The sequence below is a fragment of the Halalkalibacter suaedae genome, assembly GCF_017939705.1.
GTDB classification, from domain to species: domain Bacteria; phylum Bacillota; class Bacilli; order Bacillales; family Bacillaceae_D; genus Halalkalibacter; species Halalkalibacter suaedae.
Genome location: NZ_JAGKSQ010000005.1, coordinates 246,576 through 260,821, shown reverse-complemented (window position 1 = coordinate 260,821; position 14,246 = coordinate 246,576). Strand labels below are relative to the sequence as shown.

Here is a 14,246-nt window from a genome sequence, read left to right as displayed (position 1 = left end):
TGTTTTCACTCTTGCTCTCATATGATGAGATTAATAACAAGCAAGGGGAGGACATTAGATGTCTGATTTAAAAAAAATAATCTGGTTTGCTCTTTTTTTAGTTTCATTGTGGGCTTATAGTCGGCTCGATATTTTATTTCATTGGGCGAATGTCTATAAATGGCAACTTTCTATTGGGTTTGGGGTATTAATCTTCATTCTCATTATTGCTAATTGGTCTACGCTAAAAGAAGAAAATGATAAATCTCTAGTTCCAGAGGAAATAACTAATGCAGCGAAATCAACGGACTAAAATAAAATAAGAGGCTAATGAAAAGAAGATTTGCCCTTTTCATTAGCCTCTTTCGTGTGCGACAAATAGCCAACAAATTATTATTAGATATTGAAATCTGTTCTGAAAGATTGAAGGATAGCAAGCTGTCCCTGTAATGTACTTTCTGGAACTACTTCATTGATTGTCCGTTCAACATAAAGACTATATTGTTTATGAAACATTGTTTGCTGCAAAGCCATCTGAATATGAATTTCTCTAACATTGCTGGTTTTCATACGCAATGCTGAATTAAAATTGCTTTGGGCCATGCTTTTAGAGGTTTCTCGTAAATCAATGGCAATTGTCGCCTGATCTATTGGAGAAGTGACCTGTTTGCACGGTATAGCAAGCTGCTCTAAGTTATTAAGTGCAGCAGCAGTCACTTGTTCGTTAAGATTTGGATCCATTAACGAAAGCATGACTTCAACGTGGTTCCACATAATGACATATTGATCATAGATCAGTTTCTTTAAGGTTTGGTCTTGAACATTGCAGTAATAAGCGTCAAGTTTGTTAAGAATCCCTTTATGGACATTTAAATGCTCTGACATTAGGCTTAAATCAATTGATTTTAAAATCATTTGTTCACCCCTTTATAAATTATATTAGTGACAATATGGAACATGACAACTAACAAGATATGATAAATTATTTAAATTGAAGTTTAAGAAATTATTTGTGAGGTTATAGTACAAATGAAAGATATATAAATGAAGGAGTGAATGAAATGTCTCATGAACAATATCAAAGCCAACTTGATGCATTACACGAGTGTATGATTGCTTGTAATCATTGTTATGATGCATGTTTAGAAGAAGATGACATTGCGATGATGGCGAAATGTATTCGCTTGGACAGAGAGTGTGCTGACATTTGTGCATACCTTGAACAGGCTATAAGCAGAGGGACTCCATTTATTTCAGAATTAGCAGAGGTCTGTGCAAAGATTTGTACTGAATGTGGCAATGAATGCAAGAAACATGACCATGAGCATTGCCAAAAATGTGCAGAGGCTTGTATGGCATGTGCAGAGGCTTGTAAAAAATTAGTAGCATAATCATTAGAAAAATAATCTTGGATGAAATGTTTACCCGATTTATACGTTATTGAAGAATTTTAATGAGATTGGCAAAAACCAAAGTCTCTAACTGAAGTACCGAAAAAAGCAAACACGTAGCGGATGAAATATACGTAGACTCCTGCGTGATACAAAAGAGGCCCTGAAAAAGGTGGGATTTTCACCTTTTTTAGTGGCCTTTAAGCTCTATAGTTATTTAGCTAATGAGATAGTGGTTTCCTTATCTACAAAGGTTGCATTAACTTCAACTGTTTCCGGGTATTTAATTCCCATGCCTGTATTCAAACAAACCACGGTTTCGTTTGCTTTAATCCAATTCTTTTCTCTCAATATGCGAACAGTGGCAAATGTTGCTGCACCCTCAGGGCAGATAAAGGCTCCTTCTTTTTGGGCAATTAATTTTTGCTCTGCTAATAAAGTCTCATCATCGATCGCAACAGCACAGCCATTTGTTTTGTAGATTGCATCTAATACGAGAAAATCTCCTAATGCTTTTGGTACGTTTATACCAAATGCTGCTGTTTTAGAATGATGCCAGAACTCAGATTCAGTTTTCCCCTCTTCAAATGCTTTGACAATAGGTGCACAGTCTGCAGCTTGTGTCGCAACAAGGCGTGGAAATTTATCTTTTTTGACCCAGCCTAAATCCATTAACTCCTTGAATGCCTTGTAAATCCCGATCAAGCCAACACCGCCACCAGTGGGGTAGACAATAACATCGGGTAATTCCCACTGAAATTGTTCAGCAATCTCAAAGCCCATTGTTTTTTTTCCTTCAATTCGATAAGGCTCTTTAAGGGTTGACACATCGAACCAACCATTTTCTTTGACTGAACGTGCAACAATTTTTCCTGCATCACTTATAACTCCATCAACCAAATATAAATTCGCTCCTGATATCTCTACTTCTTTTCTTGTGATTAGAGGTGCATCAAGTGGCATAACGATATGACTTTTGATGCCGGCCTTTGCTGCGTAAAGGGACCAAGCAGCTCCCGCATTACCATTTGTAGGCATGGCGATTTCCTTAATATGTAACTCTTTAGCCTTCGATACACCAACAGCAGAACCTCTTGCTTTAAAAGAACCAGTTGGAATGAGTCCCTCATCCTTCATATACACACGAGAAATCCCGTATTCCTCAGATAATGACTTCATCTCAATTAATGGAGTCATACCTTCACCAAAAGATATAACATTCTCAGGGTTTTTCACCGGTAATAATTCATGATAACGCCATAGAGTGGGCTCGCGTTTCGCTAATTCTTCTTTCGTTAAGCTAGCTTTAATGCTGTCATAATCATAGCTTACTAGAAGTGGAGAACCACAAGTGCAAAGATTGATTTGTTCGTCAGTAGAATAGGTACTGCCGCATTTTGGACAATATAATTCGGTAACATAGCTATAGGTCATTGATCTCTCCCCTTATCAATTCAGTTTATGAATTAACTGATTCTAGAATAGACACTTATATTTATTTTTATCGTAATTGGAACATTGAAGACTGTCAAATAGCAGAGTAGTATGAGAGATGCTAATAACGGGGAGCTGAAACACAGTTGGGACGAGCTAAAGAGGTAAGGAAAAAAGTGTTTGAACTAACTTAAAACTCGAACAAAAGGGGACGGATAAGGATACCCTCCTGAAATATACTTCGCTTTCCGCGGGAAGCCGCTGAAAAAGTCCCTTGTAGCAGTTTCAAGGAAGCGGCAATAGCTCCACTCGTTGCACGACTGCTATCAGAAACCGACTCATAAAAAGGCTTAAGACAATGCTACGGTTTCGCTCATTGCTTAAAGGCCACTAAAAAAGGTGAAGGTCACACCTTTTTCAGTGGCCTCTTTTAGATCCCGTATGAGTCTACGTATATTTCATCTATTAAAGGATTTAGTCAGACACTTTATTTTATGTCCTAGCCTCTTTGCATTTAAGTAAAAACTTAGTAAACCAATAAGCTGTGATAGCTATGATCATATCGATTAAGAAAAGGTAAAGTTGGTTCATGCCATGTGCGAATGTGACGAGCCCGACTACTTTTTCAACAGTTGCAAAGCCAAATGCAAATACGGCACTTAATATACCAGTATACAGATAAAAGTTTTTGTTTTGATTTGTACAGTATTGATATATTAGTAAATAGCCAACCGGAAGAGCAGAAGCAGTCATATTTAATGCAAAAGGCAAGAGAGGAGTTAAAAAATAGGTATGAACAAAATATCCTTGTCTTTCTAAGGGAATATTAGCATATGTCCAAAGCATATGAACTGTATACCCAAAGAATAAGATTTCAAATAATCTATTCCGATCTAAAGTGAAGAATAGTAAAACTAGTGGTAAAACAAGCAGGGAGACAACAATCCAAAATTGCCACGTTCCCATATGGGAGTAGTCGTTCCAATAAGAGGTGATAAGCTTATGAAATTCGTTTGTATTTGTAAGGATCTGATCCCAATATTCATTATAACTCATAGAAAAACCTCCGAAATGTTCTGATACAAAGAGGTTCTCCTTTTGGAGGAATATCCATCCGCATATTTTAAAATCTTAACAAAAGTTACATCGGCTTGACTAATCCAGTGAAACAACAAACCAGCCTGGTTCTTTAGCTTTAGTAATGTCAGCCTTTAACTCTTTTAATTCTTTAGTAATATATATAAGGTCTGTTTCTTGAATGTCCATTTGCCTTTGCAATTTTAATGAGGATACAATATAACTAGAAAATTGAGAGTAAATATTCATTATATAACCTCCTACAATTATCCATACCCAATTTAGTCTTATTTTAAAACATGAAACTTTTTTTAGGGTTGGAATGTCTATAATATTAAATAGGTCGTTTTCTTGAGGTAGGTCAAAATTAATAAGTCGTAAAAAATAAAGAGTGGCCTGGCTTTTTGGCCTAGCTACAAGAAAAGGAGTAGAAAAAATGGATATAACGTTACCTGCAATGAAACAATTAGAGGCTTACAATAACAGAGATATTGAAGCATTTATGGACTGCTATTCAAAAGATTGCTTTGTCGAAGATGGTGAAGGAAATATTTTAATGGAGAATAAGGAACAAATGAGAGAAAGGTACAAAGATTTATTTAACTCGAGTCCTAACTTGCACTGTACCCTACTTTCAAGGACAGTGGTCGGTTCCTATGTCTTAGATGAAGAGAGTGTGGTAGGTTCACGAGGGAGTAATGAGAAAAGTCATGTCATTGCTGTGTATAGAGTGGCAAACGGCCTCATTGAGCATGTGAGATTTCTCCGTTAATACGTTTCTATTTGAAGAGGATCCTTACAAATGTAGTGAACAATGGTGGGAGTTCGGGTTACTAGTCCAAATTTAGGAGAGTAGCCCTTCTTGACGTTCAAATTAAATAGGTCAAGGCGATTTGATTAAGGCAGGATTCTAATCATTTATGTCAAATTAATTATAGATTCGGACCAATCAAATGAAGGGATTAAAACATGACTAAACCAGTAGTAGTGCTAGAAAATATTCAATGGAGACAACAAGATCGTCTGCTCATAGATAACATCAATTGGCAAGTTGAAGAAAATCAACATTGGGTTATTCTTGGTTTGAATGGCTCTGGCAAAACATCATTACTAAGAATAATAACAGGCTATCTATGGCCGTCAAAAGGCAGGGTTCATGTCCTTGGTCAGCAGTTTGGCAAGGTAAATATACCTGAGTTGAGAAAGTCGATCGGGTGGGTCAGTTCATCACTTGATCACCAAATAGGAAATGGAACCGACTCTGCTCTTGAAGTAGTCATTAGTGGGAAATTTGCCTCGATTGGGATTTATGAAAAGTATGGGCAGGAAGATACGGAACAAGCAATCGAACTACTCCAGCAATTAGGAATGGATCATTTGAAAGATCAGTATTTTTACCATTTATCTCAAGGTGAGAAAAGGCGTGTTTTAATAGCGAGGGCACTGATGGCTAATCCAAAAATATTAATCCTAGATGAACCATGTAATGGACTTGATCTTTTTGCGAAAGAGCAATTATTAAAAATGGTTGAAGCGTTTGCTAAGAAATCTAATGGTCCAACTATTTTATACGTTACCCATCATGTTGAAGAGATCGTGCCTTCCTTTACTAATGTACTTTTATTAAACAGCGGGAAGGTTGTTGCGGCGGGGGAAAAAAGAGATATGTTACAAGCACCATTGTTAAGTCAGACTTTTCAAATCAAGCTCGAGGTTACATGGGTACTGGATCGACCATGGATTCATGTGATTGGTTAAGCAGATGATTAGACCGTTATAAAGAGATTCTGTATGATAATAAGGAGAGTAACTGTAAGCCACTTATGAACTCTTTTCAAGCAGAGAGTACTCATTGCATTGCTTAAAAGTCATTAAAGAAAGGTGAAAACTACACCTTTCCCTTGGCTTCGTAATTAAAAGGAGAGGAGTGTTAGGAATGTTTTTTGATAAATCACTGGATTGGAGTAATTTGGATCAAGACGCCTTTCAAATACTTGTAAAGAAAGCGATATATGATTTAGAGAAGCAAAATGCAGTCAGAGCACTACCACGTTTTCTACAAACCGTTTATGAAGAGTATAGAAATATAGAACAAGCGAAAGAGATGGGTGTCTATCCATTTGAACAATCGACAGCAGAGATTGCTGCAGCGAATCTACATATGCCGATTGGTACCTATGAAGCTTTTTTAGATCAGGCACGAGCAAGAATTGATATGTTATTAAGGTAGATATAGAGAGACTGCTGATATGGAGCTCATTGGAAAAAGGCACGGTTATTTACTTTTCAACGACTTTCCACTATCGGGGTCTTTGTTTTTCTAGAAAGGATGAGAAATGTGAACGATAAAGAACAACAAAAACAACGTATATTAGAAGCTTTTCAATTTCGCCATGCGACGAAGGAATTTGATCCTTCAAAAAAAATCAGTGATGATGATTTTGAATTTATATTAGAGACGGCTAGGCTATCGCCAAGTTCGATTGGAATTGAACCTTGGCAATTTGTGGTCGTTCAAAATAAAGAATTGAGGGAAAAACTAAAGGACGTAACCTGGGGGGCTCAAAAGCAGTTACCCACAGCAAGTCATTTTGTCATTTTATTAGCAAGAACGATTAAAGATGTGAAATATGACTCTGATTATATTGCCAACCACATTAGAGAAATTAAAAAGTATCCAGAAGAAATTGCAGAGAAAATCCCTGGAATTTATAAGAATTTTCAAGAATCAGACTTGCACTTGCTAGAAAGTGAACGGGCGATATTTGATTGGTCTAGTAAACAGACGTATATTGCCTTAGCGAATATGATGACGGCGGCAGCACAGATTGGTATTGACTCATGTCCAGTTGAAGGGTTTGATATGGATGCTGTGCATCAGATTCTCGCTGAAGAAGAGCTCTTAGAGGATGGGCATCTTGATATTTCTGTCATGGTGGCATTTGGCTACCGTGCTAAGGAGCCAAGACCAAAAACCCGCAAACCAAAGGAGCAGCTTGTTAAATGGATTAATTAACATATGGGGACGTTCCAAGAAGTGAAATTATACCTTTTGGAACGTCCCTTCTATGCTTGTAAGTCTTTTAGCTGTATTAATATTTTTTCAAAGGGCTGGTTCGTTTTAGATTCATGAAACATTTGAAAGGGATCTGGCTCCTTGAAGCGCTCAATCACAGCGGGTATCGTAAAATGACTTGGTTTGAGATCTGAAGTTACCTCGTGCCAATGTACTGGTGTTGCTACAAGTCCCTCTGGTCTACCTCTAGTTGAATATGGAGCAATGATTGTTTTGCCTTCATCATGTTGAATATAATCTAGATAGAGTTTATTATGTCTGTTTTTTTTAAGGCGTTCTGTTGTAAACCACTGAGGTTCTTGCTCGCATAAAAAAGTGCATACAAATTGAGTGAATATTCTAGTTTCAGCATACGTAAATGTATCATCTGGTAAAGGAATATACACCTGAAGTCCTTTTCCTCCTGATGTCTTCACAAAGGAAGTCAAATTAAATTCGTCAAAGATGGCCTTCATTCTTATTGCTGCTTCTATGGCTAAAGAAAATTCTGATACGGAAGGCGGATCTAGATCGAAAACAACTTCTGTTGGAAAGGATGTATGGATGGTTTGAAATGGAATATGAAATTCTAGTGCAAGTTGATTTCCAAGCCACAATAGTGTTTCCATGCCATTACAAATAATATAATTAATGTCTTCTACTTGTTTTGTCACAACAAAGTCTGGTGCATAATCAGGACAATGCTTTTGGTAAAAAGACTCTCCTTCAGCTCCGTGTGGGAAACGGATTAGGGTTAGCAGACGGTCACTTAGAAAAGGTAATAAGGAAGTTGAAGCCTTTTGTAAATAAAGTAAGTAATCATCCTTATCGATCCTTTCTAAAGGCCAGATTGGTTTATCAGGATGTGTGAATGCAACCGATTCGGGTAATGGCTGAAGCTGCCTTTGCATTTGCTTCGTTGTACAGGTAAATGGATCAGCATCTAATTGAAATTGATGAAACATCGGTTCTCTTAAGTGTTTACCGTCAAAATCGATACAAGCAATCATGACACAAATTGATGGAGGTAGCTGCCATTCATTTGTTGACACCTTTGTGCCATTGCTTTGAAAAAAGGTAAATAGAATTCGCTCCTCTTCTTCATTTAATCCATGTTTGAAATTGACGATCGGAATCCACTGGTCATCTTGTAAAATTGATCCCTGAAAATATCCATTATTTTTATCGTATTTTGTTAAAACAACTGTCACGTATCGCCAGTTTTTTATTTTGAGCCAATTCGAACTCCTAACTCCACTCTCCCATTTACTTATTGCTCGTTTTGCTACAATTCCTTCTCCGTTATAATTCTTGATCTTGGACCATAGTGGACTACTCTCTTTATAGTAATCAATTGCTTGAAGTCTGGATCGGTTTAAGTAATCGACTTGTACTGGTAAGTTAATTGTCTTAAAAAGCTCTTCTAATATTTCTTTACGTTTTAGAACTGTATGTTCTTCTAAACTTTCACCATTTTTCCTTAAAATATCAAAACCAATATAATGAACAGGGAGTCTCCTAGCATGTTGTTTTATAGAGGTGGTGTTTTTCATACGTCCTCGTGTTTGAACAACTGAGAAGACACTTTTAGCATTATTAATTAAGTAGACAATTTCGCCGTCTAATGTAATAGGCAAGAACGAACAAATCTCATCATATAACTGTTCACAAAATTGTATAAGCTCAGGAAAATGTTCGTTTAGTTGATTGCCAGTTCTGCTGATTAGCTTAGGCGTTTTATCTTCCCATTTTAACAAACAACGAAATCCATCATATTTGGTTTCAAATAACCAACCTTTATTTGGAGGCAATGTTTCAGTTGGTGATAGCAACATTGGTTTCACTATATCCTCCTCCTATCATTTTTCTTTTAGGGTTTGCTTGTTTCTCCTCCCAATACATAAATTCGATTAAGAACAAGCATAGTAAGAAAAAAGTAGGAGGTGGTTCGTGTCATGCATACAGTTTGGAAAGGAAGCATTAGCTTTGGTCTAGTCAATATCCCGATTAAGCTACATGCTGCAACTGAAAATAAAGACATTAAATTAAGACAAATTCATAAAGAATGTCACACACCCATTTCTTATCAGAAGGTTTGCCCGGGTTGCGATAAAGAAGTAACAAACGAAGAAATTGTTAAAGCATATGAATATGCAAAAAATAAATTTGTGATTCTTGACGAAGAAGAACTTGAAAAGTTGAAAAAGGAAAATGAAGACAAGGCTGTTGAGATAATCGACTTTGTTAAATTAGAGGAAATTGATCCAATTTATTTTGAAAGAAGTTATTTCATTGCTCCAGATAATGGCGGGGGAAAAGCATATTCTTTGTTACGATCCGCATTAGAAGAGTCTGGAAAAATTGGTGTTGCAAAGATTATTATACGCTCAAAGGAACAGTTAGCAATTGTTCGTGTGTATAAGGACACCCTAGTTATGGAGACGATTCATTTTCCTGATGAGGTAAGGAATGTTCAAGAAGTTCCTAATGTACCAGCTAAACAAGAAGTGGTGAAAAAGGAATTAGAAACAGCTTTAATGTTAGTTGATCAATTGACTACGACATTTGAGCCGGAGAAGTATTCTGATGAGTATCGTACAGCATTGATGGAGTTAATTGAAGAGAAAAAATCAGGTGAGAGCACTGTTACTGTAACAGAAAAACAGCCTGCAGCTACTAGTGGTTCAAATGTGACAGATCTTATGTCAGCACTGCAGGCATCACTAGATAAAACAAAAAAGAAACCAGCAACACGGAAGAAAAAGGCACCAACTGCAAAACCAGCTATCTCAGCAAGAAAGAATGCATAGACGGTTGAAAGTGAACTTATATTAAATGGGCAGCCGCTAAAAAGGTAAGAATCATCCTTTTTTAGCGGTTTTTCTAAGGATTTTGTGTAGTTGAGAAATTAGTTGTATCATCAGTTTCCTAAAAATGAAATAAAAAATAAAAAAATTTAAAAAAGATGTTTAAGCTTGTGATGAAGTGGGTAATGGTTAGTAGATTAGTTTACAACACAGGGGGATGAACAAATATGAAACCTACTTATCCAAACCTTAGAAGATCACTTGAAAAGAAATTGACAAGAAAGACTACATCAAAAGAAAAAATGTTACTTCAATGGATGATTCAGAAAAACCAACTAGTGACAGAGCAATCTCATACTACATAATTCTGATTAGACTGCTTCTTTCTCTTACATATCACACTTAGAAGTGTAGATACTATATGTATGAAAGGAGAGTGTATGAATTTGAAACAAAATAAAAATCAAACAAGACAATCTGAAGAAGTTGCTACCCATTCATATGAGCCTTCTGCATACAACAGTTCAAATGAGACTGATCAGGGGCTAGCAATCACACATGAACAAGTAAGTGATACGTTGACAGAGGGTACGATTGATGGAGAAATTGACGATATTAGTGAGAAAGAGAAAAGGTTTAAGAAGTAAATGATTTAAGTGTCTAGAAAATCCTATTGGGTTATTTAGACACTTTTTCTAATTTGAGATTTACTAGTATAAATTCGATTATGATACACATGCTAAATTAAACTATATATGGAGGAGTGAGTAAGTTTATGAAAAAATTAGTGATTTCCGCTACGATGGCAATGCTTTTAACATTAGGCGTCTCAAATGTTACATCGGTATCAGCAGAAGAAGATTTGACAAGAAACGTAGAACAAATGGAATTAACTGAAAAACAGCAAAAGGAATTAGCAAAACTACATCAAACTGTTTTAAAGCATAAAAAGGAAGTTATTGAAAAGTATGTTGAATTTGGTGTATTCACTGATGAAGAAGGAACAAAAATAATATCAATGTTTGATAAGCACTACAAACACTTGGAAGAAAATAAATTCCTACCAACATGGGACAAGGAACACCATAAAGGCCATCACCATGATTAGGAATAAATGAGGGTTAAAGATTGATTCTTTAATCCTTAATTCTATGAAACAAACTTAGATTAACATACATAAAATTTCCACATAATGTAGATAATAATTTAAAAAAGTAGGTGTATATCATGGCACGTAAAGGGACAACGGGTAGAGGTTTAGTAGTAAGTTCAGTTATTGGTGGCTTTGTCGGTGCAGCAGGTGTAATGATGTTAACAACTGAAAAAGGTGAAACCCTCCGCAATGAGATCATGAGAATGGCTAAAAGTAAATATCCATCTATATCACAAACTCTTCTGGAATTTGGAGAGGAATGGGAAGAGGAACTAGAAAACGTGATTAAAGGTTCAAAGGAATCTAAAACGTTAGATCATGCACAAAGTGAAATTGGAACACTTATTCAAGAGGTGGTTGATAAAGATCAACCATTTTCAGAAGAGTCACAGAAGTAGAATTATAAAAAAGGCAGCTGAAAAAAGTGATTGCTTTTCAGCTGTCTTTTTCTATTCATCCTATCTTTCCTATGATAAAATGTTCATTGTAAATAAAGGTGGGGATGATGTTGAATAGATGGGAAGCGTTTGTTGGTTCTCTAGAGCGTTTAGAATGGGCAGACTTAGGGATAGCTTTTGGGATTTTTGTTGTTTTTCTAATTTTTCGTAAGATCTTTACAAAGTACATATATAAATTAATTCTTACATTAGTCAGTAAGACACCTACTGCTGTTTTCTCAAACTTGTTAATCTCTTATGAAAGACCATTGCGAACATTTTGGGTTGTTTTAGGGACGTATTTATCCCTAGTATATTTGCCATTTCATTTTACAGCGATTGAGTTTGTTGATCATTTGTATCGTTCGATTATTATAGTGTTAATAGGTTGGGGACTTTATAATTATGTCTCGTATCATTCAATGGCTTTTGTTAAAATAGCGAATCGAATTGATGATGATGAAGACAGTATGCTAGTACCGTTTCTGACGAAAATACTTCGAGCAACTGTGATTGTGTTGATCGTTGTTGTTGTAATTAGTGAATGGGGTTACGATATTAGCGGATTCATTGCCGGCCTTGGACTTGGTGGGTTAGCATTCGCTCTAGCTGCCCAGGATACGATTAGTAATTTTTTTGGTGGGATCATTATTATCACTGAGAAACCTTTCAAGAAGGGTCACTGGATTGAAACACCAACAGTAGAAGGAATCGTAGAAGATATCACATTTCGAAGCACGCAAATTCGAACATTTGCTGATTCTGTCATTACGGTTCCAAACTCAACCCTTGCACACGAACCAATTACAAATTGGTCACAAATGAATAAAAGGCAAATATCGTTCAATTTAGGTCTAACCTATAGTACGTCACAGGAAAAGGTTGAAACTTGTGCAAGAAGAATTGAAGCGATGCTAAGAGCAAATGAAGATGTTGATCAAGAGTTAATTATGGTCCGTTTCAGTGAATTTAATGACTCTAGCTTAGATATATTTGTTTACTTTTTTACAAAATCAACAGCATGGGTTAGTTGGTTCGAAACAAAAGAGGCTATCAATTTTAAAATTATGAACATTCTTGAAGAAGAAGGTGTTTCAGTTGCTTTTCCTTCGAGAAGTATCTATATGGAAAACGAGAAAAAAGATAATCAGGAAAGCTCAAGCGAAAGCTGAGCTTTTTTTGTTTTGTAATAATGATGTCTATTATGTACAGACTATAGGAAAGAACAATCTTCGAGGAGATGAGATATTTGTATGAAGAATTTTACAATTACCTATAAAATATCAATTATAGTTGCGTTAGCTTTTGTGCTATGGGGAGCTTTTTTTCCAGAGCAACTAGGTGAAGTCATGGGAACAGCCCAAGCCTTCTTCTTAAATTCATTCGGCTGGTTTTATAATTTAGTTGCTAGTTTCTTTTTGATATTCGCGCTTTTTCTCATATTTAGTAAATACGGAAAAATTAAATTAGGTAAAGATGAGGATAAGCCAGAATTTAGTCGAGCAACATGGTTTGCAATGCTATTTAGCGCCGGGATGGGAATTGGGCTTTTATTTTACGGTGTATCTGAACCGATTTCTCACTATGCTGCACCACCATACGGAGAAGGTGGAACAAGAGAAGCTGCCCTGCTTGGGTTACGTTATACGTATTTACATTGGGGGTTTCATGCATGGGCAATTTATGCAGTTGTAGCGTTGGCATTAGCTTATTTTAAATTTAGAAAAGGTGCTCCAGGTCTAATGAGTGCAACACTTCATCCAGTGCTTGGGAATCGAGTGAATGGACCAATCGGATACACGATCGATATATTTGCTGTCTTTGCAACACTATTCGGTGTATGTGCTTCATTAGGACTTGGTGCACAACAAATTAATGCAGGGTTAAATTATTTAGTTGGGCTACCTGTTAGTTTCACTGTTCAATTAATTATTATTGGAATCATTACAGTTCTTTTCATTCTCTCTGCAAGTACTGGTATTCAAAGAGGGATCAAGTATCTAAGTAATACAAATATGATTTTAGCAACAATATTGTTAATAGCGATGCTAATTGTAGGTCCGACGGTTTTCTTATTGAATTTATTTACACATACGCTTGGTGAATATATTCAGAACTTGCCTCAAATGGGACTTAGGCTTTCACCATTTAATGAAGAAAGAGCAGCATGGACTCAAGGATGGACGATCTTTTATTGGGCCTGGTGGATTTCGTGGTCGCCATTTGTAGGGATGTTCATCGCACGTGTATCGAAAGGAAGAAGTGTCAGAGAATTTACGATTGCTGTTCTAATCGCCCCTACTCTTGTATGTGCATTTTGGTTTGCTGTATTTGGTGGAACCGGCATACATTTAGACCTTGTTCAAGGTGTTGATGTTGCAAGTCAAAGCTTAGAAACAGGTTTGTTCTTTGTCTATGAGCATCTACCATTTGGTGGCTTTCTATCAATTGTAACAGTTTTACTAATTAGTACGTTCTTTATTACCTCAGCGGATTCTGCAACCTTTGTGTTAGGCATGCAAACAACAGGAGGAGATATGGATCCCTCCAATTTTATAAAGGTGTCTTGGGGCCTGATTCTAGCTGCTTCTGCTGTAGTTCTCATGGCTTCTGGAGGCCTGAGTGCACTACAAACAGCCATAATCGTTAGTGCTTTCCCATTAACGATTATCTTACTTGTTATGTGTGTTGGAATTTTGCGGGTATTCAAATCTGAAGTAAAAGGAAAAAGAAAGAAGCCTGTATAAAATAGTAGAGGTTTGTCCTAAAGATACTAGGACAAACCTTTTTTCTTTTGAAAAATAGGGTTTGATAAGCATGATTAAGGGAAGTTGTTCATATAACTTGGTACGAGCTTTTTTTGTAAATGAATAAAAGCAGATCAATTCGTCCAATCTGGTTAATGATATCTTG

The 14,246-nt window shown here is 36.3% G+C and carries 18 protein-coding genes; 13 read left to right on the top strand and 5 right to left on the bottom strand.

What is annotated here, in order from left to right; genetic code table 11:
- Positions 1-58: 58 nt before the first annotated feature.
- Positions 59-292, top strand: coding sequence for a hypothetical protein (locus J7W16_RS13845; protein WP_210597911.1), 234 nt, complete (start codon positions 59-61; stop codon positions 290-292).
- 83 nt (positions 293-375) lie between these two features.
- On the opposite strand, the gene J7W16_RS13840 is transcribed toward J7W16_RS13845, so the two are convergent.
- A complete protein-coding gene (locus J7W16_RS13840; RefSeq protein WP_210597910.1) occupies positions 376-894 on the bottom strand; it encodes a spore coat protein in 519 nt (172 codons plus the stop codon).
- Between the two features lie 146 nt (positions 895-1,040).
- On the opposite strand from J7W16_RS13840, the gene J7W16_RS13835 reads away from it, so the two are divergent.
- Positions 1,041-1,370, top strand: a complete 330-nt coding sequence (locus J7W16_RS13835) for a four-helix bundle copper-binding protein (protein WP_210597909.1) — start codon at positions 1,041-1,043, stop codon at positions 1,368-1,370.
- Positions 1,371-1,583: 213 nt separating this feature from the next.
- Here the strand turns inward: J7W16_RS13835 and J7W16_RS13830 are convergent, their stop codons facing one another.
- The 3 genes from J7W16_RS13830 to J7W16_RS13820 all read right to left on the bottom strand — a co-directional run bounded on the left by J7W16_RS13830 (position 1,584) and on the right by J7W16_RS13820 (position 4,130).
- Entirely contained in the window at positions 1,584-2,804 is a 1,221-nt protein-coding gene (locus tag J7W16_RS13830; RefSeq protein ID WP_210597908.1) for a threonine synthase, read from the bottom strand.
- A 492-nt stretch (positions 2,805-3,296) separates the two neighbouring features.
- A complete protein-coding gene (locus J7W16_RS13825; RefSeq protein WP_210597907.1) occupies positions 3,297-3,860 on the bottom strand; it encodes a hypothetical protein in 564 nt (187 codons plus the stop codon).
- Between the two features lie 99 nt (positions 3,861-3,959).
- Positions 3,960-4,130 carry a hypothetical protein gene (locus J7W16_RS13820; RefSeq protein ID WP_210597906.1) on the bottom strand — a complete coding sequence of 57 codons (171 nt, stop codon included), beginning with the start codon at positions 4,128-4,130 and terminating at the stop codon, positions 3,960-3,962.
- 187 nt (positions 4,131-4,317) lie between these two features.
- On the opposite strand from J7W16_RS13820, the gene J7W16_RS13815 reads away from it, so the two are divergent.
- The 4 genes from J7W16_RS13815 to J7W16_RS13800 all read left to right on the top strand — a co-directional run bounded on the left by J7W16_RS13815 (position 4,318) and on the right by J7W16_RS13800 (position 6,897).
- Positions 4,318-4,653, top strand: coding sequence for a nuclear transport factor 2 family protein (locus tag J7W16_RS13815; RefSeq protein WP_210597905.1), 336 nt, complete (start codon positions 4,318-4,320; stop codon positions 4,651-4,653).
- A 197-nt stretch (positions 4,654-4,850) separates the two neighbouring features.
- Positions 4,851-5,639 (top strand): ABC transporter ATP-binding protein, encoded by a 789-nt coding sequence (locus J7W16_RS13810; RefSeq protein WP_210597904.1) that lies wholly within the window; start codon positions 4,851-4,853, stop codon positions 5,637-5,639.
- Positions 5,640-5,817: 178 nt separating this feature from the next.
- Positions 5,818-6,111: a hypothetical protein gene (locus J7W16_RS13805; RefSeq protein ID WP_210597903.1), complete on the top strand. Its 294-nt coding sequence runs from the start codon at positions 5,818-5,820 to the stop codon at positions 6,109-6,111.
- Positions 6,112-6,210: 99 nt separating this feature from the next.
- A complete protein-coding gene (locus J7W16_RS13800; protein WP_210597902.1) occupies positions 6,211-6,897 on the top strand; it encodes an NAD(P)H-dependent oxidoreductase in 687 nt (228 codons plus the stop codon).
- A 50-nt stretch (positions 6,898-6,947) separates the two neighbouring features.
- On the opposite strand, the gene J7W16_RS13795 is transcribed toward J7W16_RS13800, so the two are convergent.
- Complete coding sequence (locus tag J7W16_RS13795; protein ID WP_210597901.1) at positions 6,948-8,780, bottom strand: DNA ligase D; 1,833 nt, start codon at positions 8,778-8,780, stop codon at positions 6,948-6,950.
- A gap of 111 nt (positions 8,781-8,891) precedes the next feature.
- Between J7W16_RS13795 and ku the strand changes: the two genes are divergently transcribed.
- The 7 genes from ku (at position 8,892) to J7W16_RS13760 (ending at position 14,080) form a co-directional block, all read left to right on the top strand.
- Positions 8,892-9,746, top strand: a complete 855-nt coding sequence (gene ku, locus J7W16_RS13790) for a non-homologous end joining protein Ku (protein WP_210597900.1) — start codon at positions 8,892-8,894, stop codon at positions 9,744-9,746.
- A 224-nt stretch (positions 9,747-9,970) separates the two neighbouring features.
- Positions 9,971-10,108, top strand: a complete 138-nt coding sequence (locus tag J7W16_RS13785; RefSeq protein ID WP_210597899.1) for a hypothetical protein — start codon at positions 9,971-9,973, stop codon at positions 10,106-10,108.
- A 75-nt stretch (positions 10,109-10,183) separates the two neighbouring features.
- Complete coding sequence (locus J7W16_RS13780) at positions 10,184-10,390, top strand: YozQ family protein (RefSeq protein ID WP_210597898.1); 207 nt, start codon at positions 10,184-10,186, stop codon at positions 10,388-10,390.
- A gap of 128 nt (positions 10,391-10,518) precedes the next feature.
- On the top strand, positions 10,519-10,851 hold the full coding sequence (locus J7W16_RS13775; RefSeq protein WP_210597897.1) for a YckD family protein: 333 nt from the start codon (positions 10,519-10,521) through the stop codon (positions 10,849-10,851).
- 119 nt (positions 10,852-10,970) lie between these two features.
- Positions 10,971-11,294 (top strand): hypothetical protein, encoded by a 324-nt coding sequence (locus J7W16_RS13770; RefSeq protein ID WP_210597896.1) that lies wholly within the window; start codon positions 10,971-10,973, stop codon positions 11,292-11,294.
- A gap of 107 nt (positions 11,295-11,401) precedes the next feature.
- Positions 11,402-12,505 carry a mechanosensitive ion channel family protein gene (locus J7W16_RS13765; protein WP_346726933.1) on the top strand — a complete coding sequence of 368 codons (1,104 nt, stop codon included), beginning with the start codon at positions 11,402-11,404 and terminating at the stop codon, positions 12,503-12,505.
- Positions 12,506-12,586: 81 nt separating this feature from the next.
- Positions 12,587-14,080, top strand: a complete 1,494-nt coding sequence (locus J7W16_RS13760; RefSeq protein WP_210597894.1) for a glycine betaine uptake BCCT transporter — start codon at positions 12,587-12,589, stop codon at positions 14,078-14,080.
- Positions 14,081-14,246 lie beyond the last annotated feature (166 nt).